The organism is Paenibacillus sp. UNC496MF, assembly GCF_900113915.1.
In the GTDB taxonomy this organism is placed as follows: domain Bacteria; phylum Bacillota; class Bacilli; order Paenibacillales; family Paenibacillaceae; genus Paenibacillus_Z; species Paenibacillus_Z artemisiicola.
In genome coordinates, this window is sequence record NZ_FORE01000021.1 from 24,706 (window position 1) to 50,574 (window position 25,869).

General features: G+C 44.6%; 22 protein-coding genes and 1 pseudogene. 17 read left to right on the forward strand and 6 right to left on the reverse strand.

The window, feature by feature from the left end:
* Positions 1–44 precede the first annotated feature (44 nt).
* The 3 genes from BMZ79_RS30860 to BMZ79_RS30870 all read left to right on the forward strand — a co-directional run bounded on the left by BMZ79_RS30860 (position 45) and on the right by BMZ79_RS30870 (position 6,663).
* Positions 45–1,787, forward strand: a complete 1,743-nt coding sequence (locus tag BMZ79_RS30860; protein ID WP_090648574.1) for a cache domain-containing sensor histidine kinase — start codon at positions 45–47, stop codon at positions 1,785–1,787.
* 2 nt (positions 1,788–1,789) lie between these two features.
* The gene (locus tag BMZ79_RS30865) at positions 1,790–3,385 is read left to right on the forward strand and encodes a response regulator transcription factor (protein ID WP_090648315.1); all 1,596 of its coding nucleotides are present in this window, start codon (positions 1,790–1,792) and stop codon (positions 3,383–3,385) included.
* A gap of 251 nt (positions 3,386–3,636) precedes the next feature.
* A complete protein-coding gene (locus BMZ79_RS30870; RefSeq protein ID WP_090648317.1) occupies positions 3,637–6,663 on the forward strand; it encodes a glycoside hydrolase family 2 TIM barrel-domain containing protein in 3,027 nt (1,008 codons plus the stop codon).
* Between the two features lie 347 nt (positions 6,664–7,010).
* Here BMZ79_RS30870 and BMZ79_RS30875 read toward each other — a convergent pair.
* Positions 7,011–7,318 (reverse strand): annotated as a pseudogene (locus BMZ79_RS30875) (winged helix-turn-helix transcriptional regulator).
* A gap of 221 nt (positions 7,319–7,539) precedes the next feature.
* On the opposite strand from BMZ79_RS30875, the gene BMZ79_RS35750 reads away from it, so the two are divergent.
* Together BMZ79_RS35750 and BMZ79_RS34015 are read left to right on the forward strand one after the other, a co-directional pair.
* The gene (locus BMZ79_RS35750) at positions 7,540–8,331 is read left to right on the forward strand and encodes an alpha/beta hydrolase (RefSeq protein ID WP_371263828.1); all 792 of its coding nucleotides are present in this window, start codon (positions 7,540–7,542) and stop codon (positions 8,329–8,331) included.
* A 256-nt stretch (positions 8,332–8,587) separates the two neighbouring features.
* A complete protein-coding gene (locus BMZ79_RS34015; protein ID WP_143089179.1) occupies positions 8,588–9,055 on the forward strand; it encodes a hypothetical protein in 468 nt (155 codons plus the stop codon).
* A gap of 292 nt (positions 9,056–9,347) precedes the next feature.
* Here BMZ79_RS34015 and BMZ79_RS30885 read toward each other — a convergent pair whose 3' ends face one another.
* The gene (locus BMZ79_RS30885) at positions 9,348–10,172 is read right to left on the reverse strand and encodes a copper amine oxidase N-terminal domain-containing protein (RefSeq protein ID WP_090648321.1); all 825 of its coding nucleotides are present in this window, start codon (positions 10,170–10,172) and stop codon (positions 9,348–9,350) included.
* 254 nt (positions 10,173–10,426) lie between these two features.
* On the opposite strand from BMZ79_RS30885, the gene BMZ79_RS30890 reads away from it, so the two are divergent.
* The 11 genes from BMZ79_RS30890 to BMZ79_RS34890 all read left to right on the forward strand — a co-directional run bounded on the left by BMZ79_RS30890 (position 10,427) and on the right by BMZ79_RS34890 (position 20,873).
* Positions 10,427–10,729, forward strand: a complete 303-nt coding sequence (locus tag BMZ79_RS30890) for a hypothetical protein (protein WP_090648324.1) — start codon at positions 10,427–10,429, stop codon at positions 10,727–10,729.
* A gap of 47 nt (positions 10,730–10,776) precedes the next feature.
* Positions 10,777–10,944, forward strand: coding sequence for a hypothetical protein (locus tag BMZ79_RS34600; protein WP_177222437.1), 168 nt, complete (start codon positions 10,777–10,779; stop codon positions 10,942–10,944).
* Positions 10,945–11,292: 348 nt separating this feature from the next.
* Positions 11,293–11,880, forward strand: a complete 588-nt coding sequence (locus tag BMZ79_RS30895; protein ID WP_090648326.1) for a cupin domain-containing protein — start codon at positions 11,293–11,295, stop codon at positions 11,878–11,880.
* A gap of 974 nt (positions 11,881–12,854) precedes the next feature.
* The gene (locus tag BMZ79_RS30900) at positions 12,855–13,283 is read left to right on the forward strand and encodes a hypothetical protein (RefSeq protein WP_090648328.1); all 429 of its coding nucleotides are present in this window, start codon (positions 12,855–12,857) and stop codon (positions 13,281–13,283) included.
* Positions 13,284–13,772: 489 nt separating this feature from the next.
* Positions 13,773–14,042 (forward strand): hypothetical protein, encoded by a 270-nt coding sequence (locus BMZ79_RS34020; RefSeq protein WP_143089180.1) that lies wholly within the window; start codon positions 13,773–13,775, stop codon positions 14,040–14,042.
* A gap of 442 nt (positions 14,043–14,484) precedes the next feature.
* Entirely contained in the window at positions 14,485–15,477 is a 993-nt protein-coding gene (locus BMZ79_RS30905; protein ID WP_218154844.1) for an alpha/beta hydrolase family protein, read from the forward strand.
* 523 nt (positions 15,478–16,000) lie between these two features.
* Positions 16,001–16,375, forward strand: coding sequence for a hypothetical protein (locus tag BMZ79_RS35755; protein WP_090648333.1), 375 nt, complete (start codon positions 16,001–16,003; stop codon positions 16,373–16,375).
* Between the two features lie 121 nt (positions 16,376–16,496).
* Positions 16,497–17,267 carry a hypothetical protein gene (locus BMZ79_RS34025; RefSeq protein WP_143089181.1) on the forward strand — a complete coding sequence of 257 codons (771 nt, stop codon included), beginning with the start codon at positions 16,497–16,499 and terminating at the stop codon, positions 17,265–17,267.
* Positions 17,268–17,668: 401 nt separating this feature from the next.
* Complete coding sequence (locus tag BMZ79_RS30925; RefSeq protein ID WP_090648339.1) at positions 17,669–18,994, forward strand: stalk domain-containing protein; 1,326 nt, start codon at positions 17,669–17,671, stop codon at positions 18,992–18,994.
* Positions 18,995–19,420: 426 nt separating this feature from the next.
* A complete protein-coding gene (locus BMZ79_RS30930; RefSeq protein WP_090648342.1) occupies positions 19,421–20,170 on the forward strand; it encodes an alpha/beta hydrolase in 750 nt (249 codons plus the stop codon).
* 472 nt (positions 20,171–20,642) lie between these two features.
* On the forward strand, positions 20,643–20,873 hold the full coding sequence (locus BMZ79_RS34890; RefSeq protein ID WP_218154846.1) for a DUF6199 family natural product biosynthesis protein: 231 nt from the start codon (positions 20,643–20,645) through the stop codon (positions 20,871–20,873).
* 389 nt (positions 20,874–21,262) lie between these two features.
* Here BMZ79_RS34890 and BMZ79_RS30935 read toward each other — a convergent pair whose 3' ends face one another.
* Genes BMZ79_RS30935 through BMZ79_RS30945 form a run of 3 tightly spaced genes read right to left on the reverse strand, consistent with a single transcriptional unit; the run spans position 21,263 to position 23,779 of the window.
* The gene (locus BMZ79_RS30935) at positions 21,263–21,574 is read right to left on the reverse strand and encodes a hypothetical protein (RefSeq protein ID WP_090648344.1); all 312 of its coding nucleotides are present in this window, start codon (positions 21,572–21,574) and stop codon (positions 21,263–21,265) included.
* A complete protein-coding gene (locus BMZ79_RS30940) occupies positions 21,558–22,997 on the reverse strand; it encodes a radical SAM protein (RefSeq protein ID WP_090648347.1) in 1,440 nt (479 codons plus the stop codon). The genes BMZ79_RS30935 and BMZ79_RS30940 overlap by 17 nt, the downstream gene beginning before the upstream one ends.
* Positions 22,998–22,999: 2 nt before the next feature.
* Positions 23,000–23,779 carry a prolipoprotein diacylglyceryl transferase gene (locus BMZ79_RS30945; protein ID WP_256253262.1) on the reverse strand — a complete coding sequence of 260 codons (780 nt, stop codon included), beginning with the start codon at positions 23,777–23,779 and terminating at the stop codon, positions 23,000–23,002.
* Between the two features lie 464 nt (positions 23,780–24,243).
* On the opposite strand from BMZ79_RS30945, the gene BMZ79_RS30950 reads away from it, so the two are divergent.
* Positions 24,244–24,885, forward strand: a complete 642-nt coding sequence (locus BMZ79_RS30950) for an HAD family hydrolase (RefSeq protein WP_090648351.1) — start codon at positions 24,244–24,246, stop codon at positions 24,883–24,885.
* Between the two features lie 422 nt (positions 24,886–25,307).
* Here the strand turns inward: BMZ79_RS30950 and BMZ79_RS35445 are convergent, their stop codons facing one another.
* Positions 25,308–25,712, reverse strand: a complete 405-nt coding sequence (locus BMZ79_RS35445) for a DUF6223 family protein (RefSeq protein ID WP_090648353.1) — start codon at positions 25,710–25,712, stop codon at positions 25,308–25,310.
* Between the last annotated feature and the right edge of the window lie 157 nt (positions 25,713–25,869).

Below are 25,869 nucleotides of genomic sequence, written 5' to 3' on the forward strand. Positions count from 1 at the left end.
TGCGACGTTGGCTTGAGAGATTAATTATTCGTCTGACCCATACCATGAACCTTCGGGTTAAACTTGTCGTTATATATGGGCTGGTCGTTTTTATTCCAACAGTGATATTAGGAATGGGCGCTTCTTATCTGGCACTGCATAATGTTAGAGCCAACTACATGCTCACTATTAATGAGGCAGTACGACAAACGACACAGAGTGTGGAGTTTCGAAAACAAGGCTATGATCTTTTGGCAACCCGGGCGGGAACAGATGGAGAACTTATTTCTAGGCTGAGCAGGACTTACGAGAATATGACCCAACAAATCGAAACCGTCAATTATGTAGACCGCTCTTTTCAAGTGATGAGCCGATACTTGCCCGGAATCAAGGCTTTCCGGATTTATCATACCAATGAATCTCTCGTGGAAGACGGAGGATTTTTATGGAAGCCAGGCAAACGAATATTAACGGGTAACCTGAATGAGGAATCCTGGTATCGCAGCGTAATGGAATCGCCCTCTGCATTGCAATGGACCTATATCCCGGGGAGCGTTGCACAACTAATGGTGTCACAAAAAATTACGAATGGAGATAATAGTGTCGTAGGTGTAATTTATCTGCTTCTGGATTATAACACGGTGTTTGGTGAGCTTATGGATCGGCCTTTTAGCGGCTCCGGAAGCTTGTACCTCATAGATGAAGAAGAGCACATTGTTTCAGCTTCTAATCGCTCCATTATCGGCAAATCGGTGATCGATACCGATCTGTCAAACTTATGGAAAAGCGTACTTCGAACTGAAAGTGCCACAGTAAACGGGGAGTATTTTACAGTCAGAAACATTGAGGGAAACTGGACAGTAGCAGCATTAATCCAGATGCGAAAAATGGAAAAACAATCTGCCATGACAGTGTACAGTATTGTGGGGGTCACAGTTTTTTTTCTATTACTCTCCATATTCCTCGTATTAATCGTATTAAAAAACATTGTTCTGCGCATACGCAAGCTGGGTGTGCGGATGAGCGATATTGCTGAGGGTGATTTTAATGTTTCGGTTCAAAGTCGAAGTCAAGACGAACTCGGGGATCTAGAAATCATATTTAATCAAATGGCCGGCCAATTAGGGCAATTAGTCGAAATGCTGAGTAATGCAAAATTGCATGAAAAGGAGTCCTCCTTCCAGGCTCTTCAAGCACAAATCAATCCGCATTTTATTTATAATTCGCTCAGTCTTCTCCACTGGCGTGCTCATGATCAAGGTGACTTATATCAAGTGGAAACGATAGAAGCCTTAACGACCTTCTATCGGTTAGCGCTTGATAACAAATCGAATGTTACGCTAATTCGGAAAGAACTGGAACATGTAAAAGCTTATGTGGATATTCAACAACTTCGCTATCCGGATTGCGTTCGTATAGTGTGGGACATTGACGATGAAGTGCTGGATTTATATTCGATAAAATTGATTTTGCAGCCTATTGTCGAAAATTCCTATATTCATGGAAAGATTTTTACACAGACGGGTGCTTTGATTGCTATTGGGATCAAGAGAAGCTCGAATGGAGTCCGCTTTACAGTAAAGGACAATGGAATAGGAATGGCCCCGTACACCTTGGAACTAGTTCAGAAAGGAGAGAAAGCAGGTCAGGGAAATGGCTTTGGCCTTTTAAATATACGGGAGCGACTCCGACTATACTTCGGCAGCCTTGGAAAAATGACAGTCGAAAGTAATCTTGATTCGGGAACGACGATTACAATCGAGATGCCCGCCTGCTTGGACAAACCGATCATTCAAAAGGAGGGGTAAGAATGCTGCAAGTTCTCATTGTAGACGATGAACCCACTCATATTTTAGGCCTAATCAGGCATATCCCTTGGGATAAACTTGGATTCGCTGATCCGGTTACAGCAAAATCGGGTGAAGAAGCGCTTACCATACTTCAAGCTCATTTCATTGATGTACTGATCACGGATATCACGATGCCTGGCATGAATGGTATTGAGCTTGCGGCAACCGCAAAATCACTCTATCCGAATATACAAATTCTTATTATAAGTGGCTACAATGAATTCGAATTTGCTCAAGAGGCCATTGAAATAGGTGTTCAAGGCTATCTGCTGAAGCCTCTAAAATTGGCAGAGATCAAACATAGACTAACTTCTTTCAGACAAACCTTGGAGAATATCAAGCAAATCAACGAACAAACATTTCAATTTCAATCGATGATGTCGGATAGCTTACATTTGCTCACAGAATCGTTCATTTCGGAACTGCTGCATGATGAGCCAATGGAGGAAGATACACTGTTCTCTTGGTGTCGGCTCCTACATTTACCTGAACAAAATGTGGAGATCCAACTTGGTATTGTATCCCTTGATGACTATGCGACAACCAGTCATGATGCGAATCAAAGGCTAATGTTAAGTTCGGCACTTGTGCAATCGGTCAAGGTCTCTTTACAAGATAAGAGCCATGTCCTTGTTTCAAAACTTAAACCTGACGAGGTTGTGGCGATAATAGTTAATCCGACGGTAGACGAAAAAAGTAGTCTGGAAAGACAGATGCGTTTTGTACAAAACTTTATGGAGAATACGCACCAGGCCTCACTTACCATTTGTATTAGCCGGGAAGGTAACCATTGGAATGAGGTTCAACAGCTTTTCCAAGAGAGTAGGTACACGATTGCTGATGCTCGGCAAAGCGGAACGGGTTTGATTGTATATGTCGGAGCGGAAGAACGTAAGACGTATGAAGATTTTCAGCAACGGGAAAATCTGCTTCCCAGCCTGCTTGCGCTCGCTGACCTGGATGATTCCGATCAATTAATGGAAGCAGTTAGACGAGTATATATGGAACTGAATTTTCAAGCCCAGTCTTTCGCCTATATCCAGTCCCTCAGTATTGGACTACTGGGTGATTTGTCGCGCAAGCCATGGCATGATACCGAAGCGATTATGTATCAAAGCAAACGTGCATGGCGCCGATTGCTGGAGTGTACAACGGTCGAAGAGCTTCAAGAAGCTGTTCTCGAATATATTGAAACGACGTTTTCACTCGCACGGAAAGAGCGAACGATACAGCAGCATCATCTTATAAACCGGATCGTTGCTTATCTGGAAGATCAAGTTTCAGCTAATATAACGTTCAAGCAGCTCGCGGATATGTTTTATCTTAGTGCAGGGCACTTAAGGGTGCTTTTCAAGAAGGAGATGGGGTTAACAATCTCCGATTTTGTCAAGAATTTACGAATGAAAAAGGCTAAGGAACTGCTTCAAGATCCAACGATCAAGATTTATGAGGTCGCGGAGCGAGTTGGATTTCAAACCCCTGCGTACTTTACGTATCAGTTCAAGAAAAATGAGGGATATACTCCGCAGGAATATAGAGACCGATATTACCGTTAATCTCTAAAGATAAAAAAATGAAGTGGTGCTCCTCTTCCAGGTCTACGGGTTCAAGAGAGTATTTTGTTTGTTCCGTAAACTCGAAAATCTTCACATTGATAGAAATCGATTGAATGTTACCTGTAAAGCATGTTTGTTCGACTTTAAGATAGGGATGAGGGAACCCTGAAAATCAAAGTGGATCCCATATTCCTTGTAAAACGTCTGAAGGGTTAGTTGAATCGTGAAATCCCCCAAAAGAGGTGAAAAATATGCTTAGCGTGGGTTTGAAGAACACTTATCATGAAGATCCTCAACAGTTGCATATTAATACGGAGAAAAATCGAAACTACTTTATTCCGTTTTCTCCTGAACAAGATCCATTTACACAAAGAGAACAGTCGAATCATTTCTTTCTGTTAAATGGACAATGGCGCTTTAGATATTATGAAAGCGTTAAAGATTTGGAAGAAAACTTTCTCGAGATTCAAGAATACGATGAAATACCGGTTCCATCCAATTGGCAATTGCACGGTTATGATGTACCGCAATATACCAACATTCACTACCCTATTCCTTATGATCCACCGTTTGTGCCTGACCAGAATCCAGCGGGTGTTTATAACCGAGAGTTCACAATAGATTTATCCGATGAACTTGATCGTTATATAAACTTTGAAGGTGTCGACAGTTGTTTTTATCTCTATATTAACAATCACTTTGTTGGGTACAGTCAAGTTTCTCATATGACCAGCGAATTTAATATTACCAAGTACCTCGTCAGTGGTAAGAATACGCTTACGGTCGTAGTACTTAAGTGGTGTGATGGTACCTATCTTGAGGATCAGGATAAATGGAGGTTGTCCGGTATTTTCAGAGATGTGTACATACTCTCAAGACCGCGGAATAAAATCGAAAACTACCGGATAACCTCGAAGCTTTTTGATTTCAACAATAAAGCAGAAATAGCAGTTGATGTCAATGCAAATACTGAAGTTGCGGTAAAACTCTTTGATGCGAGCGGAATATATCTAGGTGAGAGAATTCTCCAAGATGGAGAAACGTCCGTTGTCTTCTGCGTTGAACATCCATGCTTGTGGAACGCGGAATATCCTTATTTGTACAACGTTACGTTGCAAACAGAGCAAGAGATTATTGGCGAAAAAGTAGGAATCCGGGAGATTACGATTCACAATGGAGCTATCCTTCTGAATGGAGTAGCGATTAAATTCAAAGGCGTTAACCGTCATGACAGCGATCCTGTAACCGGTTCTGTTATTAGCAGAGAGCAAATGTTGGTCGACCTCCATTTAATGAAACAACATAATATTAACAGTATTCGAACATCGCATTACCCTAACAGCCCTATCTTCCTTCAGCTATGTGACGAACTTGGTTTTTATGTTATGGACGAAGCGGATATTGAGTCGCACGGTGCTGTAGAGGCTGCTCATACGCAAGACAACAATGGAGACTATTCCGGCATTGCTCTTCTTGTAGCTCGAGAAGATTATGAGAAAGCCATACTAGATCGAGTCGATCTTATGATTACAAGAGACATCAATCGACCTTGCGTTCTTATGTGGTCGCTTGGCAATGAAGCCGGGTATAGCAAAAACATGGAGAAGACTGCTAAATATATTAAAGCTTACGATTCAACAAGATTAGTCCAGTATCAAAGCATGCACGAACTAGAAGGGGGAGAAAAAGCTGACGCCAGTCCAGCGACCCTAGATGTCGTTTCGGTTATGTATAATTCATCGGAGTGGATGGAGAAAAATTTTCTAAAGCAAGAGGATGAAAAGCGCCCATTAGTATTATGCGAGTATTGTCATTCCATGGGCAATGGGCCGGGGGACTTGGAGGACTATTGGAAAGTTATTTATTCGAGTGATAGATATAGCGGGGGATTTATTTGGGAATGGTGTGACCATGGGATCGAAATCGGGAAAGATAGCTATGGTAATGCCAAGTATGCGTATGGCGGAGATTTTAACGAAGCTCGCCATGATGGAAACTTCTGCATTGATGGCTTGATTTATCCGGATCGTACTCCCCATACCGGGTTATTAGAAGCGAAGAATGTTTATCGTCCGATTCGAATCAAGCCTGTTTATCCCGCGAAAGGTGTATTCGAGTTCATCAACACGTATGACTTTGCCTATTTGTCCGATAAACTTGAATGCACCGTTGAGGTTACTGACCTCGGAAGAGTGATCCTGCAAGAGAAATTGGATATTGAGGTTGGGGCTAAGTCCTCCAAGCTTATTACGATCCCGAGTCTTGAAGGTCTGACAGGTAAAAGTGTATATGCACGGTTTATCTTTACACAGAAGCACGATACTCCATGGTCTAACAAGGGCTATGAAATTGGTTTTGATCAATTATGCATTTGTAAAGAAGAGATCGTCATCGAGCCGTCGCCCCTATTAACTACTACTGTCGATTTTGCTGAAGACATGAGATATATTCATATATCGGGTGAGGGCTTTAAATATCGATTTAATAAATCCGTTGCACTATTTGATAGGTTGTGTTTTAATCATACGGATCTGATCGAGAAACCGATGGAATACAATGCATTTAGAGCCCCTACCGACAATGAATGGGTAAAATCGCAATGGGAGAAGTTTAGTTTTGGGAACCTTACGACAAAGGTTTACGATATTTCAGCTAAGAAATTAGATTCCTATATCCTACTTAGCTCAAAAATCGCACTTGGCGGTCATTCGTATCACAACACGTTCAACTTGAACACGGAAACCTTCATTTTCAATAATGGTGATATTAAAATGAACTATGCCGTTCAAGTTGCAGACAAGCGTCCATACTTGCCGCGATTTGGTGTGAGAATGTTTATGAGCAATCGATTTGACCAAGTAGAGTATTATGGATATGGCCCACATGAAAGTTACATTGATAAACATCAGGCTTCGTATAAGGGAGTATTCTCGCAACCGATTGCTGATATGCATGAGAATTATATTAAACCACAAGAGAATTCTTCCCATTGGGGTTGCGACTATGTGAATATCTCTTCCGATACCGCAATGGTTAAATTCGAGGCTGAGCTGCCTTTTTCATTTAATGCTTCGGAATATACACAGGAAGAGCTATCGACCAAAAAACATCATTACGAGCTAGAGAAGAGTCGCTATTCTGTTGTTTGCATTGATTATAAACAATCCGGCATCGGGTCAGCCAGCTGCGGGCCTTTCTTATTGGATCAATATCAATTCAATGAAAAGGATTTTAAATTTGAGTTTAGGATTAAACCAACATCGAAGAAGTTAACTTAATAAGAAGACGAGCGAATAAGTAAAACGAAAAAATAACGCCCCAGGGCTTTGGGGCTGTCACAGTGGAAACGCGTAAAACGGTATGTTGGCGATGATTATACAGGCACAAATTTATGCGCAGCTCCGCGGAGAGCGTAGAAGAGAACTTTATCGCCGATTTTTTAATATACGAATGGCCACTATTCAACTAAAGGGCAGGAGAGATCAACAAAGATACGAAGGCAGCCGACCAGTTATGATCGGTTGCCTTCATTCAGTTAATGGGCTGGTTAGGACAAGACGGTAAATATAGTTGGCAAGGCTCAACCAGCCATAGTCTGGCATCATTGTTACTCTTGATTGGGACATCAAGAATTACTTTCAATATGAGTCATCCCCCACTGAGCCATTGCCTGCATGACAGGGATAAATGTTCTACCGTAATCGCTTAGTGAGTATTCCACCTTCGGCGGGACTTCCGGAAAAACCTTTCTCACGATTAACTTATCGCTTTCCAATTCTCTGAGTTGTTCAGTTAACATTTTGCGAGTCACTTGCGAAATGGAACGTCGAGTTCATTAAAGCGTTTTGTACCATTAACTAGATTCCAAAGAATAAGGACTTTCCACTTCCCCCCGACTACCGAGAGAGTTGCCTCCACAGGACATCCACTCATATACAACACTCCATTAGTTACGAATTAGATACTACGTTACTTTAAAGTTCGTACTTACTTATTGGTTATTTAATTAGTATATTACATCTCGAAAGAAATAGTTTAATGGAGGACATCAAATGAGTAGAGAACAACGTAAGGCAGTGGATGCAATGCTACGGCTCCCACGACCGTCCAACCCACAAACCATCGAGGAGATGCGAGCAGGCTTCGCTGCCATGATGGCGACTTTTAGAGTACCTGAGGGTGTGCGGACCGCGCCGACGAACCTAGGTAATCGACCCGGAGTGCTCGTCGAACCCGAAGGGGCTTTCAATCCTGGAACGATCCTTTACTTTCATGGCGGCTCGTACGTACTGGGTTCTCCCCATACTGCTATGCCCCTCACCGCGAACCTCGTTAGAAGGACCAGTATCCGGTCCATCTCGCTCGACTATCGTCTTGCTCCGGAGCACCCGTTCCCTGCGGCGCTGGACGATGCGCTCGCTGCCTATCGCGCGCTACTGGACAATGGAGTCGAGGCCGCGTCTATCGCATTCGCAGGTGACTCTGCAGGTGGCGGTATCGCTGTCTCGGCTTGCCTCATGGCACGGGACGCTGGTCTACCGATGCCAGCATCAGTGGTGGCGTTCTCGCCAGGTCTGGATAAGACGCACTCTGGAGCGAGTATGAATAGCAAAGCCCGGATCGACCCGTATTTCACCCGTGAGAGTTTCAACTACACGGATGCGATGTACCTCGCTGGACAGGACCCGGATCATGAACTCTTGAGCCCCGCCAGGTTCGCAGATCTCACCGGATTTCCACCGCTTCTGCTCCAAGTCGGAACTAACGAGGTACTCCTTGACGACTCCACTCAGATGGCTGATCGTGCACGAGAAGCAGGCGTGGATGTGGTCCTCGATGTTACGGCCGACGTCCCGCATGTTTTCCAGGCGTTCGCCGGTATCCTCGATGAAGCCGATCACGCCCTTGATCGTGCTGCGCTTTTCATCAAGCAACATCTAAAATGACCAGGCGTCCGATAGCCGTCGGATCTCAACTAACGGTGACGTTAACGGGAAACGTTCAAAAAACAGCGTCAGGAAAGCTGATTACGCTAACGGGCACGATAGTTCAATGCATCTTGGAGCAGTTTGCCGGGGGGCAGCTGCTCCATTTTTTCGTTACGCTAACGGGCAGAATTCTCGAATAGAAATTTCTTACATAAACATTGTGAATGCTTTATAATGACAGTCAAACGAAACCACTTATTAGGAGGTTGCCATATTGGAAACTGCTCAACTTATCACTCATGATAATCGTAAGATTTATCCTCATGTTTACTCTGTGAAACCAGGACCAGTACAAATTTTGCGTGTTCCTAAGATGCAATATGTATCCCAAGAAATGAGAACAGCTTTCCATATGAACTGGGCGGGACGCCCAGAACCATTAGATGAACAGTGGATTGTATGGAAAGTAGTGAACCAGTTGAAGCAAATAACAAAGAACTCAATGGGATATAAGTTTAAGTTAATGCCCCCCGAGATCATTTGGCGTAGTAAAAGTGATGATGATAAATATAACGTTACTCATATGATGCAAGTTCCAGATTGTATGACTTCGGAAATTTACGAAGAGGCAAGAGCAAATGTCGAGAAGAATTTACGTGGACAAACAGTTCCTAAGACCAAGTTTGTAGTAGAAGAGTTCACTATATGTGCTCAAAAAACTTCATGTTGGACATTATCGTGATACACAGTCAACTCTACAAGAAATTGAAAATCATATTGAAGAGCAAGGGTACCGAATCAAAGGCAATCGAAGAGAAATTTATCTGACACCAGCTATGCAATGTCATCTACCTGAAACATGGAAAACGATTGTAAGGGTCGAAATCGAAAAAACTTGACTGAGCTAACGGAGAACGATAGCTCAATTATGATACGACGGCAGCCGACTTGATAACGATTGACTGTCGTCATTGGGCAAATAGAAAAGGCCATCCTTATGGGGGTGGCCAGTCTTTAAACTCATTCTATAATTATTAAGAAAAAATTCTAGCGACAGTAATAATATACTCAACATCATGTAATGGGAAGTTTTGAGTTACCGTTACTTCTTCACCGGATTTAACTTCGGAGATAGCAGGGTAATTTGGACGACTATAGGAATCTGTTGCAAAACCGCCAAAAACTTTACCATAAGACACAAGTGGATGAATATCTGCTTTACCGGCTGGAATGTCATTCCCTGACTTGTTTTTAGCTGTAATATTCAATTGAAAATTACCATTTTGGGATTTTTTTATTGTATAATTTTCAATTTGTAGAACATTGTCAATATTTTTTGGATAGAGATCGTTTCCCTTAAAATCCATGAGAGGCTTTCCTACAAGTATACTTTCATCGTCTAAAACAAGTACACGAAGCACACTATCCCAGTGATATTTTAGATTCGTGGTGTTTAAAAACAAACGTATAGGCAATGAGATTGATCCATCTTTAATTACAGGTTTTGTATCCATGGAAAAGGTTTTTCCATCCACTTCGGCTTTCTCAGAACCCACTACGAATTTAAAGGTATGGCCTTGCCATATAACTTGTGCAGTTTTGGTATTAGTTTGATAGGAGACACTTCCACCGAACAATTCATCAAACGTTCGAAGAGGAATTAGTAACCGATCATTTTGATCTACAAATGGAGCAGTGGGGTGAGCGTACAGAATATAGTACGGTCCAGCCTTTAGATATACAAGGGAGTAGGTTGGCAATGATGAGGTATTAGTAGGAGTAGCTGCGGATACGTTGTTGAGTTGACTAAAGCCAAAAAATGAAACTATACAAAGAAAAGCGGATATTAATCTTTTCATTCAATTAACGCCTCTCTTTCACCTATTCTTTGGGAGTTATCTTTATAACGCTAATATGCAAAGTATTGTTACAGTTCAGCATTACGAATATGCCGGGTATTATGCGGTTCTAACGGTACACGATGGTTCAATGCATCTTGGAGCAGTTTGCCGGCGGCAGCTGCTCCATTTTTTCGTTACGCTAACGGGCAGGTTAGCATAATAGAGCAGCTGTTTACCTACCGGGGAAAGCTCGGTATTCTGGAGGTATATCGTTGTCTAATAAGGGGCAGGCTGACACGGAGGGACAAGTTGCCGCTTCCTTATTTACGGGATTAAACGAAACGCTCATGGAACGTTTCAGACGTTATTACGGGCAGTATCGACTGAATTCCGGAACTGATGAGGGTTTTACTCTAGCCAAAGAAGCGCTGGTGTTCGCCATGTTGAATGATATTAGCAACTATGTCGAGGCGGATGATTTATTATCGATACGTCGAATGATGGGCGAATGGGATGTGATCCTATTTATGATTCAAGCCAGCAACGATTCACTTAAGGAGTATTTCGAGCAGTAACTCAAGCTGCACTCGTGAATTAAAGCATTACGGAGGAGGCCATCTGTATGACCCGCGAAAGTAGAAATGTGGAAACGGACGGAGATCCGGATACATTATATGAGGATTTGGAGGCGCATGAAGAAACGAGCTTCTTCTTGAATGAGAAGCAGTCGGACGTATCCGACACATTGACCGTAGAGCCTGCCGACATGCAGCGACCGAAGAAGGAATAGCAGGTATGGCCGGTAGATCGAACGATTCCGTCTCGTAATGAGACGGAACTTTTTGCGTTCAATCGAATCTTCCACCATGCTGTCGCCGACAAGAACATCTATACAAGTCGTATAAAATTCGCTTTTTTATTTATTGAATAGAATTTCTTTATCTGAGATAGTTGGAGTCAACAAAATTTCGTTTCGCTAACGGGCAGTAATCAAAAATATTATAATAATTAACACTGTCTTCATTATGGCATGAATCTGAACGTCTCTATTTCAGTTTTTTGGATGCCGCACGTATATCTGGGCACGTGAATATATTATGTATAGTTTTAATTATCCAATCCAGAAACGAGGGATACAGTGCCAACCGACAGCGCCATAGACGCCCTTAGTTCTCCTTCTTTGAATTTATCTTTTGACTTAAGTACAGCACCATTATTCCAGAAAAACGCTCAAAACTTCATTCTTCAGCAATTCGCTAAGCAGTTACCCGTAATGCAAAACCTAGGCTTACTCGACGTTTATCTGAGTAACGGCCATAGCGTAGAGCCCCATTGGCATCCTAATGCATCCGAAATTCAATACGTAGTACAAGGAGAAGTTGCCGTCTCCATTCTTAATCCATTTTCCCGGCAAATCCTTAGTTACCGCGTCAAGCCCCCCCAGACGGTGTATATCCCGATGGGCTGGTGGCATTGGCAAACCGCGACGATGGATAACACCCACTTTGTGTCTGCTTTCGATAATAATGCCACGCAGGTCGTATTCGGGTCTGACATCCTTAGAATGACACCTCCCGAGGTGTTCCAGATGATCTATGGCGTGAATGCGGCCCAGCTTGCTGATGTGCTCAAGCCTATCGACCAAACAGTAGTCATAGGTCCGCCTGCTTCAAGAGATATTGAATGGAGGATAGGCACGCAAGCATTCCTGAATCAGTCTTCGTAAACAAAAGGCCGAGATGCAACTTGTTACAGGGTTCCCGGCCCTGATCTTGCTTAAAGTTGAAGAATACAGCTTTCCTTGTAGATTAACTCGTTTTGAATAATGTTCATTAGTACCATATCTATGACAAGGGTTTGAACTAACGGGACACGATAGCTCAATCATTACACGACGGCAGCCGGCGTTAGGTCGATCGGCTGCCGTCGTTCTGCTAACGGGCAGATTAGCACAGTACTTTGTGGTAAAGTATGGGAAGAAGACCCGTTCAAGATATTTGGTGCTTCCTGAGGGCTTAAAAGCATCAGGTTGATTTATAAGAAAAAATAATGTATTAGGGGAGCGTGAAATTTATTGCAATTAAGTCTGTATCAGAAACAGATTAAGATTGTTATTATTTCGTTGTTGCTCCTGGCATTCGTCATAGCTCTCTTTTTTTATAGGAATGAATATACACAGCCGTTCGATTGACGTGTCGATCCAAGGAGTGAATTACCAACTTGGACCAGAGAACGGCAACAACGTTCAACCCGAAACAGTCAGAATTAAAGGTAATTGGTCTAGGAGCTTGAAAGGTTTACGGAAATTTACGGGTACAATCACATTTACACATGAAACGATTCCCGTTCCGAAAGAGAGTCAGGAGACAACTATTCATTTCGATAAGAACGGATACGGGTTGATCATGTACACCTATTTGGAAAAATCAGATCCCTTGAACGTTGAGCCTAGAATCTACACCTACGGTGCTTTATTCGCCGTCATTTTGTTTTAAAATAGTGGAGTTGATGGACAAAATGAAAAAGCATTATTAAGCTAACGGGACACTTTAGTTTAATGGAGACACAACGGCAGCCGGGAGACGATCGGCTGCCGTTCCATTGAAGTAACGGGCAGGATAGTTATAAAGTTGCAACATTCAGGTGGGGTTATCGTCTGATATAAAAAGGATAATCCTGTAAAGGGGTAATGTGTACATAATGGTTAAGAAAACAATGATTTTTCTTGTATTATGTAGTTTCATATTGCTAATTGGTTGTGGAAAAGAACAACTTAGCCAACAAGTAGAGGTAAAGAACATTGAAAGTAACTACTTGAATCTTCGTATCAGTAAACCTGAAGGTCAGAACTACATTGATTATAAGAAGATTGATGATATTAAAACGGTAAAAATGGTAACGGATATTTTAATAAATTTGCAGTGGGAAAAAGCAAAAGTATCAATGTCCCGACAACCAGATTATAAAATTGTTATACTCAATATCGCACCAAACAATTTTTATATACCAGTAACTTACTCAGTTTGGCGTTCTCCAAAGAAAGACTTATTAGAAGTGATCATAGAAGATAAGTCCAAGTATGCGAAAGTTACAAAGGAAGACTTTAAAAAGTTACTTTCAATTTTATAAACGCCTTGAGAACATACATCATTAAACTAACGGGACACGATAGTCAAATCATCTGCTCATAATGGATAACGGTGAGTTAAGGCGAAGGGTGGCGGTATTATTGAAATCGCTCCTTGATTGGTTAAACCGTAAGCGAATTATTCATTGCCCTATATGTAATCAAGAGCTTAACGTTTATGCATACGGTTCTAAAGAATCCTTGACATTATTGTGTGTACCGTGTAATGAATTTTATTTAAAGTCGAGTTCAACTTCTGTCATTGTTAAGTATGAAATACCTGAAGGTCTCATGAAACAATTTGAGATGGATCCGTACCACAAATATTATACTGGGCTCCCTGTAAGTGAAGCCTACGAACCCCGTTGGATTAAATATATCCGTAATCTGTTAAGCTAACGGGACACGTTATCGCAATAGACACGCTTAAAAGTTAGCCGATTTGGGTGCCGTTTTATAAAGTTTAGAAGTAAAATTAAAGAGGGACAACCATGCCTAAAGTGACAAGACGAACGTTTACGCCTAAAGAACTCATTAAGCTATTGTTTTATAAGAAGGTATGTCCTCAATGTGATGGACAATTGAAAAAAAAGTATTATGATGTGTCACTGGAGAAAGATAAGCTTAAAATAAGCGGTTTAACTTATCATGATGCTGATTTATATCAGAGAACGTATTATTTTCATTGTGGTGATTGCAATTTAGATGTCAAAATTAGTGATCTAAAAAAACGTCCTCTGAGGGTGGAAATGGAGCAATGAGAACATGGAGGACCATTCTAGGGTGATAAGCTATTAACCACTTGGTTGTTAAGCTAACGGGACACGATAGTTCAATGAGGGCTGCCAGTCAGGAGGCCATGCCCAACCCAAAACTTTTTCCAACGGTGTCTTATTTGCGAACTCTGATTTCAGCTCTATTATGTATCTACCGCGTAGTGGATGGAATGGTGTAGATGGCCTGATCTTTGCAGGACCTGCTATTGCCAGGGAACAAGCTCTAATTATTTCGAATGAACTCATGAAAAAATTCTTAAAAACAATCGATACTGGCGATGGTCCCTATGTCTTAAATTAACGGGACACGATAGTATTTTGGTTGACGTGTCAACCGCGATGTGCTACCTTTATCTACGGTTAATACGTCAACCATTAACCGTATTGCAAGGAACGCACATCGTTGCAAAAAAAGGAGAGTGTCTCGATGCAAGAGAAAGCAAAGGGAGATCGTCCCAGTAGCATGCCGTTCACGGAAGCAGCCGGTATTCCTGTCAACGATCCCACACCTGTCACGGCCTTCAGCCCCGTCGTGCTGCCGGTCCCGGGTCGGATTGTGGATCTGCAGATCAAGGTCTCCGCGCCCTCCACAGGGAGCGACCTGCCCGTCATTCTTCTGTCGCACGGCCACGGGCCTTCATACTTCGTCTCATCCCTACATGGCTACGGCCCCCTCGCGAACTTCTGGGCAGCTCACGGTTTCGTCGTGATCCAGCCCACTCACTTGGACTCGAAGATGCTGGGCCTGCGTGAATCGGACAACCCAGAGGCACCGTTGTATTGGCGGTCCCGAGCCGAGGACATGCGCTACATCCTCGATCACCTCGACCAGATCGAGGATGCTGTTCCAGGGCTCAGCGGGCGTCTAGACCGGAGCCGGATCGCCGCAGTAGGGCATTCAATGGGGGGGCATACGGTAGGCATGCTATGTGGTCAGGTGGCTACGGATCCGGTCCATGGTACGGAAGTGAATCTCGCCGACCCTCGGATCAAGGTGGGGGTACTGATGGCTGCGCCAGGCAAAGGAGGGGACCTCGCAGCGTTCGCAACCGGGCACTACCCGATCTTGGGGACAACGAGCTTCGCCACAATGACAACGCCAGCCCTCGTCATCGTGGGTGAGAACGACTGGAGTTCTGCGTTCTCCGATCGCAAGGATTGGCGCGCTGACGCATACTTCCAGAGCCCTGGCCCCAAATGCTTGTTGACGCTGTTCGGAGCGGAGCACGGGCTTGGTGGGATCTCCACATACGACGCGAAGGAAACGACCGATGAAAATCCCGAACGCGTGGCTACGCTGCGAGCGCTCGTCTGGTCCTATCTCCGCACAGCGCTCTACCCTGGAGACTCCGCCTGGACTGTAGCGTGTGCAGCGTTGATGGATACGCCTAATCCGCTGGGTATTGTGGAATCCAAATGAAGCTCTAAAAATTCCGAAGAGCCCAAAATACACAACTGCTTATCGGGCGAACATTCCTAAGGTGTTCGCTCTTTTATGTATTTGTTTCCGGCTCAAAACTTGCCATTTAATCTGTTCGTAGGGCGTACCCGGAAGCGGCCGGCTGTCATCGATCTCGCTCACCGCGTCTTCCATCAACTCTTGGACAATCGTCGCGTAGAGCTTGTCTTTGGAGGCACGGCTTATCCATGATTTCTGGAGCACGTCTACCGGGTAATCGAAGACTGACATCGAGCCGTGCCTGGTACGCCCGTCCTCCGCCCACGCTACTCCACGGTCAGCCCCCTGGTAACCGAACTAGTTCCGATTACCGCCGCGGCAGCTGCTTCTTTTCCATTGAAGTCAAGGGTCGGTTGGGATTGCGGAAAAATGGAAAACCGCGCCGCTGGAGACCCTGAAAAAATTTTTATCCTGTGCATTTGAATTATGCCAATCTTTGAAACTAGTAATACACTATATCATCCTCAGAAAAGGAGTGATATAGTTGGCAAACAGTGATGTACGTCTTGCTCTTTGGTCCGGCATCAATTTTTCCGGTCGCCGGATTCTCTTCAGACGTGGGGGAGTTGCGGTTCGTGATCTTGGCGCGTTTCGGTTTAACAACGTTCTCTCGAGTTTTCGTCTCAGAAATGTGGTCCAGAGCTCTGAAGTCACACTTGTATTGTTTTCGCGAATTAATTTTCAGGGATCTTTCCGTGTGTTCCGTGGCAGCCAAAGCGTAGCAAACTTGAGCAATTTCAACTTTAACAACGTCACGTCTTCGTTTATTTTGGTAGGACGCAACCTTACAAATTCCCAAATTTCCCAAATCCAAAACACTGGCAGACCGCCTCAAGACATCCTCGTAATAAGACAGTAATGCCGCAAGAGAGTGACCTGGCGGTATGTGCCGTTAAGCTGACGGGACACGATAGTTCAATCATGACACGACGGCAGCCGGATCGGCTGCCGTCGTTGCGCTAACGGGCAGATAAGTGCAATTGAATACCACCTTTTTCTTGGGGAATATTGATGCTGTAGGTAATAAAGAAGTTAAGGTGGAATTACATTTGAGATTTATTCTTGGCATGGTAGTAATTGCCACGGTGACATATATTCAAGGAATTGAATTCGAACCTAATCAGGCGGTAACTGCCTCTGCTGCAGAAGTTCAGCCATCACAGACTCAGGATGAGGAACTGTTAAGGCGCCTAGAAAAGTTAGAGCCTCCTATAGCAAGAGATATTCAGTCTCCATTTGTTCAACGTCCATTTCCGTCAAAGGTGAAATCAACAGTCGAAGTAATGCAAAGAGGCTATCAACTGCCGTTTAGAGTTCCCTTGAATGATCCACAGTGGCAAAGACCGTTATATAACGAGCAATGGCACAGTACTTACTCAGGGGGACGTTGGGCGTACATGCCTTTAAGATTGTTCTATGCGCAGCACAGGCTGTTTACAACTTCTTTGGTCGGGTTGTCAAACTTGTATGATTTCTTTCAAAACTTAGGTTTTAAAGATATTGACGTTGAGCAGAACGGTGCAACTCAAGAGAAACGGATAAACGAAGTAGTCGTCGTTGTAATGCAAGCCAGGATAGAACGTGTTGTGACACAAGGGAATCAAGTAGTCATCGTTGCCAGACCGCAGCGAACAGGTGTACAAGCGATAACAATTAATAAAACGAACATGAAGCTTGATAATCAAAATGAAGCCATTCTTTTTCAATTAGTTACTCCAGATGGAGATGAAATTGATTATTCAATTTACTAAATAATCGACAGATCGTTACGTAACGGGTGAGTGAGTGGTACGATAGGTCAATGACAGAAGGAGTAGATTGCAATGTAGCTGCTCCTTTGACGTATTACGCTAACGGGCTTTCAATTACGATATGCGGCAGCTGGTCTAACGATCAGCTGCCGTTTTCCACGGAAGTAAAGGGCAGTATAGTGCAATGAAGAAATTGGATTATTAAGGGTTTATTCCGAATTTCGTTAACTCTCGGCCGCGTCGATCCACTTGTAACCGTCTAGTTACCGTTTTGTTACAATCAAAACGGAGGCTGCTGATATAGTTAGCTTCAGACAAAACATGGCGATGAACGACCCGACCGTAACCGCACATATGCCCGCACTCTCAAACACGCCGTCAAAACCACCGCTGCCGCCCTGATGGGTACCGCGCTCCTCTTAAGCGCCGCCGCCCCGTGCGCATTCGCCGCGGACGTCAAAAGGACAGCCGTACCGATCGCTGTCGTTTCCTCCGTCCAGCCGGCCTCCGATGCCGCGCATATTACATATCGCAGCGTCCAGCAGTCGACGGATCAGCTCAAAACCGATCTGCAGGTACCGGTCATCACCGGCATGAAGGATTCCGCGTACCAAAATACACTGAACGCCAACCTGGCTGCCAGCGCCAAGGAGGCAGCCGATAAAATCGGGAAGCAAGCGAAGGACGATTACGCCTTGAACGACGGCTCCTTCCGGGGGCCATACGAAATTACGGTCCGAAGCGAGCTGTTCTCGGACGGCAGCGCGGCCGCAGGCGGCGTATTATCGTTCCGCGTCAACACGTATACCTACATAGGCGGCGCACACGGCAGCACAATCGCTACGAGCTACAACATCCGCAACGAAGAACATGCGTCCCCGATCAAGCTGAAGGACCTGTTCGGGTCGGACTACAAAACCGTCGTCAATCGTGCAGTTCTGGCTCAAATCGCCAAACGCCCGGATGGCTTCTTCCCGGGAACGTTCAAAACGATTGCCGATGATCAGGCTTTTTACATCCATAAAGGCGTTGCATACATCATCTTCCAGGAAGGTGAAATCGCGCCGTATTCCACCGGAATTCCCGAATTCGCGCTGGCTATTCCCGGCTTCGGGGCGGCCGTTCCCGCAGGCGCCGACAAGCCGTCTATTACGGCAAGCCGCCTTATGATTAACGGCAAGTATAGTAGCAATGCACATCCAGTGAACAATAATGGACGGGTTCTCGTTCCAATGCGGATAATCAGCGAAAAGCTTAATGCAACCGTACAATTCACAGCTATGAATCAGCCTATTATTATTAAACGCGGAAATGATACCGTACAATTTACGATTGGTAACACGCAAGCATATGTCAATGGAAGGTCTGTTCAACTTGATGTACCGGCTAAAGTTATCGATGGGCTCAGCTACGCTCCGATTAGCTTCGTTGCAAAAGGACTAGGTACGGACGTCCAATGGGAGGGCTTTGCTCGAGTAGTTGTTGTCGAGGAAAAACATGCTGCAAGCGAGAAAGCGTTCGATGTACAGTCGGCTCAGGCTATTGTACAAAAACAAGTAGGGAGCGGCGTGACTATTGAAGCGAACGGTGCTCAATTCATTCGTTTCTACAAATTCATGGCATCCAATGAGAATGTTACTTATGAATATCAGTATTTGGTTGATAAGTACACAGGTGAGTTATTCACCTACTACGCGGATGGAACTATGCATAGCTTGAGTAAGTAATAAACTCGAAGGTTATTCGGATAGTGCGCGAATTCCGTTGGTTAATGAGTCAACTACCATGAAAGAACGAATTGACTTTTATGCTTTGTGGTGTAGTATAAGAGATGTATGAAGGGCTAACGGGGAACGATTATTCAACGATAGAAGGAGCAGATTGCCGAGGCAGCTGCTCCTTTGTTTTATTCCTCCGCTATCGATTTGCCCATTCGGGCTCCTCCAAACGAATGAACTTTTGCGCGTTATCTGGAGAAATACAATCGAATCGTTATCGCACAACACATTTTGGAGTAGTTTGCCTTGGGCAGCTGCTCCATTTTTCATTACGCTAACGGGCAGGTCAAAGGAATAACCCAACTAAACCCGAATACAAATATTTAGTTAAATCACGGACGTGGCAATTTTTAATAAGCGAGGAGCGAAAATAAAATGAATTATATAAATCGACCAACAGAATCACCTGAAAATGTTACCCATAAAACATTTTATAGTGAACTGTTCGGTCATGAAATCGGTTATAATATCTATCTTCCGCCTGATTACGAAAAAAGCGGAAAAAAATACCCAGTCGCATACCATCTTCACGGGTGGACGGGCAACGAAACAAGCGACATATGGACATTGGAAAAGGTTTATTCAAACAAGAAGTCGATTACCGTTTTCCCAAATAATTCCCCCGTTATCGAAGATTTTGAGAATCTGCCCGTTGAATCTATGATTATTAACGAGTTGATACCGCATATCGACCGTGAATACAGGACGAACGCGACGCGTGAAAACAGATCCGTTTCTGGCTTTTCAATGGGTGGCGGAATGGCGTTTTATTATGCTGTTAAATATCCCGAACTGTTTGGTTCGGTGACTGCCTACGCAGGCACATACCACCATTATTATCACAAAGATTACCACGGTGTGGGGGAAGAGCCGGAAAAAGCCGCCGAGTTATATGAGAATATGATGAGAGAAGAGAGGTATGTAGAGGAGAATAATGTGTTATATGTGATAAGTCAAAACGCGGAAAAAATACGCGCTAAGTTACATATAAAAATTCATGTCGGAACGGCTGATGTATTGTTTTGCGATAATGAGATTTTACATTTATATTTAAATTCATTGAATATTCCGCACGAATATATCGTGTTTGAAGAAATCGGGCATGAGATGGTTAAAATATTGTAATAATCTGCTTATGTGGATATGAAACCCGTCATGGCAAACCCGCCATGCCACCCCATGCACTCCTGAATCCCAATGGCAGTAACCGCGCGATTCAGCTAACGGGACACGATAGTCCAATAAGTAGATGCTAGATGTTTATAAATTCCGGATATGGTTAGACTATAAACTAATTATCGATTGTGTTTAACTGATATTCATGACAAAAACTGTGTAAGTCGGACCGTCTGAAGGTGCTGACAAAGAATATACATTAGATCAACGGTAATTAAACCGCCAAGGCAGAGCCCCGGCGGTTTTTCTTATGTTCGAGTCCGGTATGTCCTTACCTATTGTCGGACGACAAGAACTTCTATCCCGTAAGCCCCAAAAACAGCAGTTCGAGTTATTAAACTAACGGGCAGTTCAACGTGGTCATTCAAAGGATTGAAATTTGAAATTATTAGGAGTATTGTGTGAATCAGGAGGGAATTGGATGGTGCCACCTGAAGTCAAAGTAATTTCTGTATTCCTTACAATATTTCTTGTGCTTTGGACAGGAGCTGCATTGTTCGCCACCATAAAACCCAAGACATTTTGGAATATAACTCAAGGGTGGAAGGCAACAAGAGAACCTTCACCTGCTTATTTTTTATTTTCCCGAATCGGAACTGCAATATGTGCATGCATTGGTCTTGTATTGTTAATCCAACCATATTTACATTGAAAGTCTAAGCTAACTGGAGACGATAATTCAATCATGACACGACGGCAGCCGGCCTCAGAACCATCGGCTGCCGTCGTTGCGCTAACGGGCTAGCTTTCCGCATTATTGACTTCTAATTAAAGGGGAGCATTCAAGTTGGCAGCCTGTTCCGCTAGTGAGTGTAATATAGTAAGTCATTCCATCCGATAGAATTCATTCAAGGTATGGGCGGTGACGACGTCGGCTCAAATTGGAACAAGAAATGGAAGGTCGCATCGATTCCTTCGCTGTCCTGTTTGATTCTAGGGCTGAAATTCATCGCAAATGGGTTGGATTTTTGCTTCCTCGGTCAAAATCGGATTTTCTTGGAACCAGGCTCTTACAAACTATTTGACCTTGCGAATGCCTATTTATAGTGAGAGACGAAATAAGCCACTAGCGAGGAGACCGAAGCAGGCAGCGTTCAATAGAAATGTAATACCTGCACCGATCAGTAATCCTTGTACGATACCGCTTTTTTTGTGAAAAACCAGGATAGCAGGAATCAGGTACACGAGTTGCGCAATGCTGATAAAGAAGAAGGCAAAAGGAAATAGAAAAAGCAATAAATGCAGAACGGCCAATAGCCCGATTCCGAGCCACACTTGTTTGGTGTGGCCGGGTGATTCGGCCTGCGGGGTGACTTCTGTATTCTTGTTCTCCTCATCATTCATTCCAGTCATCGACCCTACCTCCTGGGCGCATGTCATATTCATCTCGTAGCTTGGCTAACTTCTTCTCTTGGTCTCCACGATAGAACATGTTGTACGTGTCGAAGGGAATGATTCGTCCATCGGGATGTACGATGTGCACGCAGGACTTTTTGACAGAGCGTACATCAAAATTGTATGGATCTAGAAATTGCATAATGATGACACGAAACACATTGTCATAACTAATCTTGTCGGGCACAGCGACCATCGGCAAGCAGCAGAGCAGGCTTTTCAGCGAGAGCGCGGAAGAGGCTGGTGAATGAGCCGTCGAGAACAACTCGAATATGTTCGATTTTAGTGTTTGATCCTGCTCAAACACGATCGTGTTGCGGCCGCCCTCCAGCAATATTTGGGGATCAATTAATCCGGTAAGCGACAGCACCTCCTCGCCTAGCTTCAAGGCGTAACCCATCGCCAAACAATCAGGATGGCAAGGCACCGGGATAATATCCTCCGCGCGAAAAACACCGGATTGATTAATAATTCCCTGCCGCACCTCACTAAGTGTTAGACGATCCACTGCCGGATCGTACTCTTCCAATCGACCAGCTGCTTGGATTGGCTGGAAGGTCACGCCACGTACGGCAGGCTGCTTGAGGCCGAACTGGATAATGTCGCCGATTTCATGATCGTTCAACCCTTTTTTGAGCGTAACGACCAGCGTGGTCGAGACATTGAATTCGTTTAAATGCGTAAGCGCACGGCGGCGAACATCGCGCAAATCAACTCCGCGAAGTTCGAGCAGCGCCTCCTCCTGGAAGCTGTCGAACTGCAGATAAATTTCAAAGCCAGGCATATATTCGGCTAACCGTTTGGCAAAGCCGCGATCCTGAGCAATGCGGAGGCCGTTGGTGTTCACCATAATATGCTTGATCGGTTTGCTTTTGGCGAGGTCCAATATTTCGAAAAACTGCGGATGAATGGTGGGCTCTCCCCGGCTAATTTGCACAATGTCAGGTTCGCCTTCATTGCGGACAATGGCATCGAGCATGGCCTCGATTTGTTCCAGCGAGCGCCATGAGCCATTATGCGGTGAGGATTCTGCATAGCAAATCGGACATTGCAGATTACACCGTTCTGTTACCTCAACCAGCGTCAGACAACTATGCTGCTCATGATCCGGACAAAGACCACAATCATACGGACAGCCGTAACGGATGGGTGTGTTCCATTGCTGCGGCATTTCCGCGGGTTTCAGAAATTCTCGGCATCTCTTATAGTAGTCGGCATCGCTTGCGATGAGAACCTTCTCCCGGCCGTGCTGTCCGCAATACTTGAGTAAGAACACTTGATTGTCCTCGATGATGACTTTCGCTTCAACCTTGCGCAGACATTTTGAACAGATGCTGTTCGTAAGCTCGTAGAAAATGTAGGGTCTGTTTTTCGTTGTCATTGTTACAACTCCTTTCGATATAAGCGTTGCGGTTGGCTTAACCACTTGTAGATCAAAGCCAAGTAATAGATTAGGCCAGCGAGACATGCAAGCTGAATATTGTTAAGTCCGAAATAAGGATGAGGGGTCGGCTTTATAAAATCGACAGCGAAGCGAAACGTGAGATACCCCGTCATAAACAGTTGGAAAATAGCTCCGTCAGGAAATGTTGCTTTTTTTTTCCATCGATAGAGCAACCCGCAAAGAAGAAGTAAGAATGCGATCTCGTAAAGCTGTGTAGGGTGCCTGGGAGTGCCATCGCCAAAATCAATACCCGTTATCCAAGTTGTCGGTGTGCCGTAGGTATGGTCATCAAGCCCGGTCATAAAGCAACCGATACGGCCGATCGTCATGCCAATGATAATTGGAAGCGCCATATCGTCGCCAGTGGAACGGGTAACGCCGACGAACTTCTTGGTCCACTCCACGGCGATCAGCCCGCCTAACAATCCGCCGACTATCGTTTTGCCCTCCATTAAGTAGGTGTAGCTGTGCCAGTTCTCGATTGTCCTCAAGGGATCCTCAAGCCAATACAATACTTTAGAACCGATGGCAGCTCCAAGAATAGCACCGACGATGATCCACATACCTTGTACGATAGGAAGCTTGTCCTTGCTGCGAGTGTAAAGGTAAACGCGAAAGCCGATAAAATATGCGAGTGCTTCGAAAACCGCATGCGGGTGCAGCTTAATAAAACCAAGATCAACCCAAATTGGAAAAGTCATCACGGTCACTCGTTTCATTTTATTTGGATTTATTTGCTATAATCATTCGCTAGCGGTTGAAGATACTCCTCTATGAAGCAATGATGTCTCTAATTTGTGAATATAGAACTGTATGGTCTCGATTCGTCGGAGCCAAGAACATTGTGTCATGAATGAGGTGAAATTTATGTACGACTATAGCGGAGAAAGGAAGTAGTCCGATGAAGCACAAATACAAACTATTACATACGTATATTGACGGAGCAGGGAATGTTTATTTGGTTTCAACAGGGCTATCAAAAAATACAGTGAACAATCGACTTGGTCGACATTTTTGATTGCAACGATGATAAGCTTTGTAAGCATTGACAAGCAAGAGCTAACGGGACACGATAGCACAACAAATAATAGCCTGCCGGCGTCGGCGGCCTATGCTAACGAGCACGATAGTTCAATTATGACACGACGGCAGCCACACATGGTTGACAAAGGAGAACGAAACCATGAAAAGGTACATACTCTTCGATCATGATGGTGTCCTGGTTGATACTGAATTCTGGTATTACAAAGCGGGAGAACGCGCTCTCGCTGACATTGGATTTACCTTGGATAAGGATCAATATCTCCGCGACATGACCCAGTCATGGGGCACTTGGTCGCAAGCTAAGGCGGCAGGTATCGATGAACAGACAATAAGCAAACAGCGTGAAGTCCGCAACGTCTATTATCAGGACTATCTAAGAACAGAAGCCATAGAGATCGAAGGCGTAGTGGAAACGCTAGCCGAACTATCAAAGTACGTCCGCATGGCAATCGTGACGACTGCAAAACGTGTGGATTTTCAACTTATTCATGAGAATCGTCAGATTAGACAATTCATGGATTTCATCCTTGTTCGCGAAGACTACGAGTGCACCAAGCCGCATCCTGAACCATATTTGACCGGCTTAAAGCGCTTCGGAGCTACTAAAGAAGAGACCTTGGTTGTGGAGGATTCAAACAGAGGGTTGCAATCAGCCGTGGCGGCTGGTATCGACTGTGCCATAGTACATAACGACTTCACAAAAACACATGACTTCTCACAGGCCAGCTATCGAATCAAGACTCTGATTGAACTTAAGGACATTATCCTGAATGTAACCTGAAAGAGCATTCGCCAGCGTGGCCCATGCTCACTTGAAAAAGTGAAGAGCGCGGGCGTCGCGGGCTCAATGTGATCCCCGAGGAACATGGAGCTTGGCCGCTAGGCACCATGGCATGCCCCCGCCTTCTCAGATCAGTATAGAAACAGCACCATTTTAACACATAGTGGAAGTATCCTGCCCGTTAGCGCAACGACGGCAGCCGATTGTTATAAAGCCGGCTGCCGTCGTGTCATGATTGAGCTATCGTGTCCCGTTAGTTTAATAATTCCACCGGGGAAAAGATTAAGCTATCGGGACGCTATAGCAGTATAAACACCCAGTTGGGAAGTAGTGGCGCCTGATAGTGACCGGTAGCTTCCAAAACAATAGTTGGGGGGTACCCGCCTGATGCTCAAGTTCACATGACCAGAATCAGGGTCGGATCAGCCCTTGCGGCGGGAGCGGGCTAGAGCTATCCTACCGAGAATCATGCTAGTCAGCCCGAGCGCTAGGGCAAAGATGGCCCCGACTCGCCCGTCACCAGTGCCGGGACCACCGGGAAATATGATCACATGCACCCCAGCGTAAGCTATAACGATCAGTCCCATCACCATAGCCATGATGGCCCCACGTCGCCCGCTGCCGGTGCCGAAACGGCCGGCGGAGCGGGCCAGAGACAGCCCAGCGAGGGTCGCGCTGATCAGCCCCAACACCGCATCCACCAATGACCAGAGCCGCCCGGGGGTTAATCCGTATCCGACATTACCGCTGCTCGCTTCAGCAGAGGCAATAGTCGGAACAAGTAGAAGTGCACAAAGTAATACGAATGAAACTAGCTTCATTTTCATTTGTTAACTACCCCTTTTTTCATTAATAACGCCGAGTTCAAACAGCGCTCTTTCAGTCGAGATCATACACCGTTCGAAGTTCCTTCAACTTTCAAACATTACGTTTCTCTGGATCCCACCCCCCAGTAATTGTTCTTCTTGTTCTTGGTGCCAGTTT

Excerpts from the sequence above, each read along its gene's own strand:
- BMZ79_RS30860 (WP_090648574.1), top strand. The coding sequence starts at position 45 with ATGAACCTTCGGGTTAAACTTGTCGTTATATATGGGCTGGTCGTTTTT.
- BMZ79_RS30865 (WP_090648315.1), top strand. The coding sequence starts at position 1,790 with ATGCTGCAAGTTCTCATTGTAGACGATGAACCCACTCATATTTTAGGC.
- BMZ79_RS30870 (WP_090648317.1), top strand. The coding sequence starts at position 3,637 with ATGCTTAGCGTGGGTTTGAAGAACACTTATCATGAAGATCCTCAACAG.
- BMZ79_RS35750 (WP_371263828.1), top strand. The coding sequence starts at position 7,540 with ATGGCGACTTTTAGAGTACCTGAGGGTGTGCGGACCGCGCCGACGAAC.
- BMZ79_RS30885 (WP_090648321.1), bottom strand. The coding sequence starts at position 10,172 with ATGAAAAGATTAATATCCGCTTTTCTTTGTATAGTTTCATTTTTTGGC.
- BMZ79_RS34600 (WP_177222437.1), top strand. The coding sequence starts at position 10,777 with ATGACCCGCGAAAGTAGAAATGTGGAAACGGACGGAGATCCGGATACA.
- BMZ79_RS30900 (WP_090648328.1), top strand. The coding sequence starts at position 12,855 with ATGGTTAAGAAAACAATGATTTTTCTTGTATTATGTAGTTTCATATTG.
- BMZ79_RS34020 (WP_143089180.1), top strand. The coding sequence starts at position 13,773 with ATGCCTAAAGTGACAAGACGAACGTTTACGCCTAAAGAACTCATTAAG.
- BMZ79_RS30905 (WP_218154844.1), top strand. The coding sequence starts at position 14,485 with ATGCAAGAGAAAGCAAAGGGAGATCGTCCCAGTAGCATGCCGTTCACG.
- BMZ79_RS30925 (WP_090648339.1), top strand. The coding sequence starts at position 17,669 with ATGGGTACCGCGCTCCTCTTAAGCGCCGCCGCCCCGTGCGCATTCGCC.
- BMZ79_RS30930 (WP_090648342.1), top strand. The coding sequence starts at position 19,421 with ATGAATTATATAAATCGACCAACAGAATCACCTGAAAATGTTACCCAT.
- BMZ79_RS34890 (WP_218154846.1), top strand. The coding sequence starts at position 20,643 with ATGGTGCCACCTGAAGTCAAAGTAATTTCTGTATTCCTTACAATATTT.
- BMZ79_RS30935 (WP_090648344.1), bottom strand. The coding sequence starts at position 21,574 with ATGACTGGAATGAATGATGAGGAGAACAAGAATACAGAAGTCACCCCG.
- BMZ79_RS30940 (WP_090648347.1), bottom strand. The coding sequence starts at position 22,997 with ATGACAACGAAAAACAGACCCTACATTTTCTACGAGCTTACGAACAGC.
- BMZ79_RS30945 (WP_256253262.1), bottom strand. The coding sequence starts at position 23,779 with ATGAAACGAGTGACCGTGATGACTTTTCCAATTTGGGTTGATCTTGGT.
- BMZ79_RS30950 (WP_090648351.1), top strand. The coding sequence starts at position 24,244 with ATGAAAAGGTACATACTCTTCGATCATGATGGTGTCCTGGTTGATACT.
- BMZ79_RS35445 (WP_090648353.1), bottom strand. The coding sequence starts at position 25,712 with ATGAAAATGAAGCTAGTTTCATTCGTATTACTTTGTGCACTTCTACTT.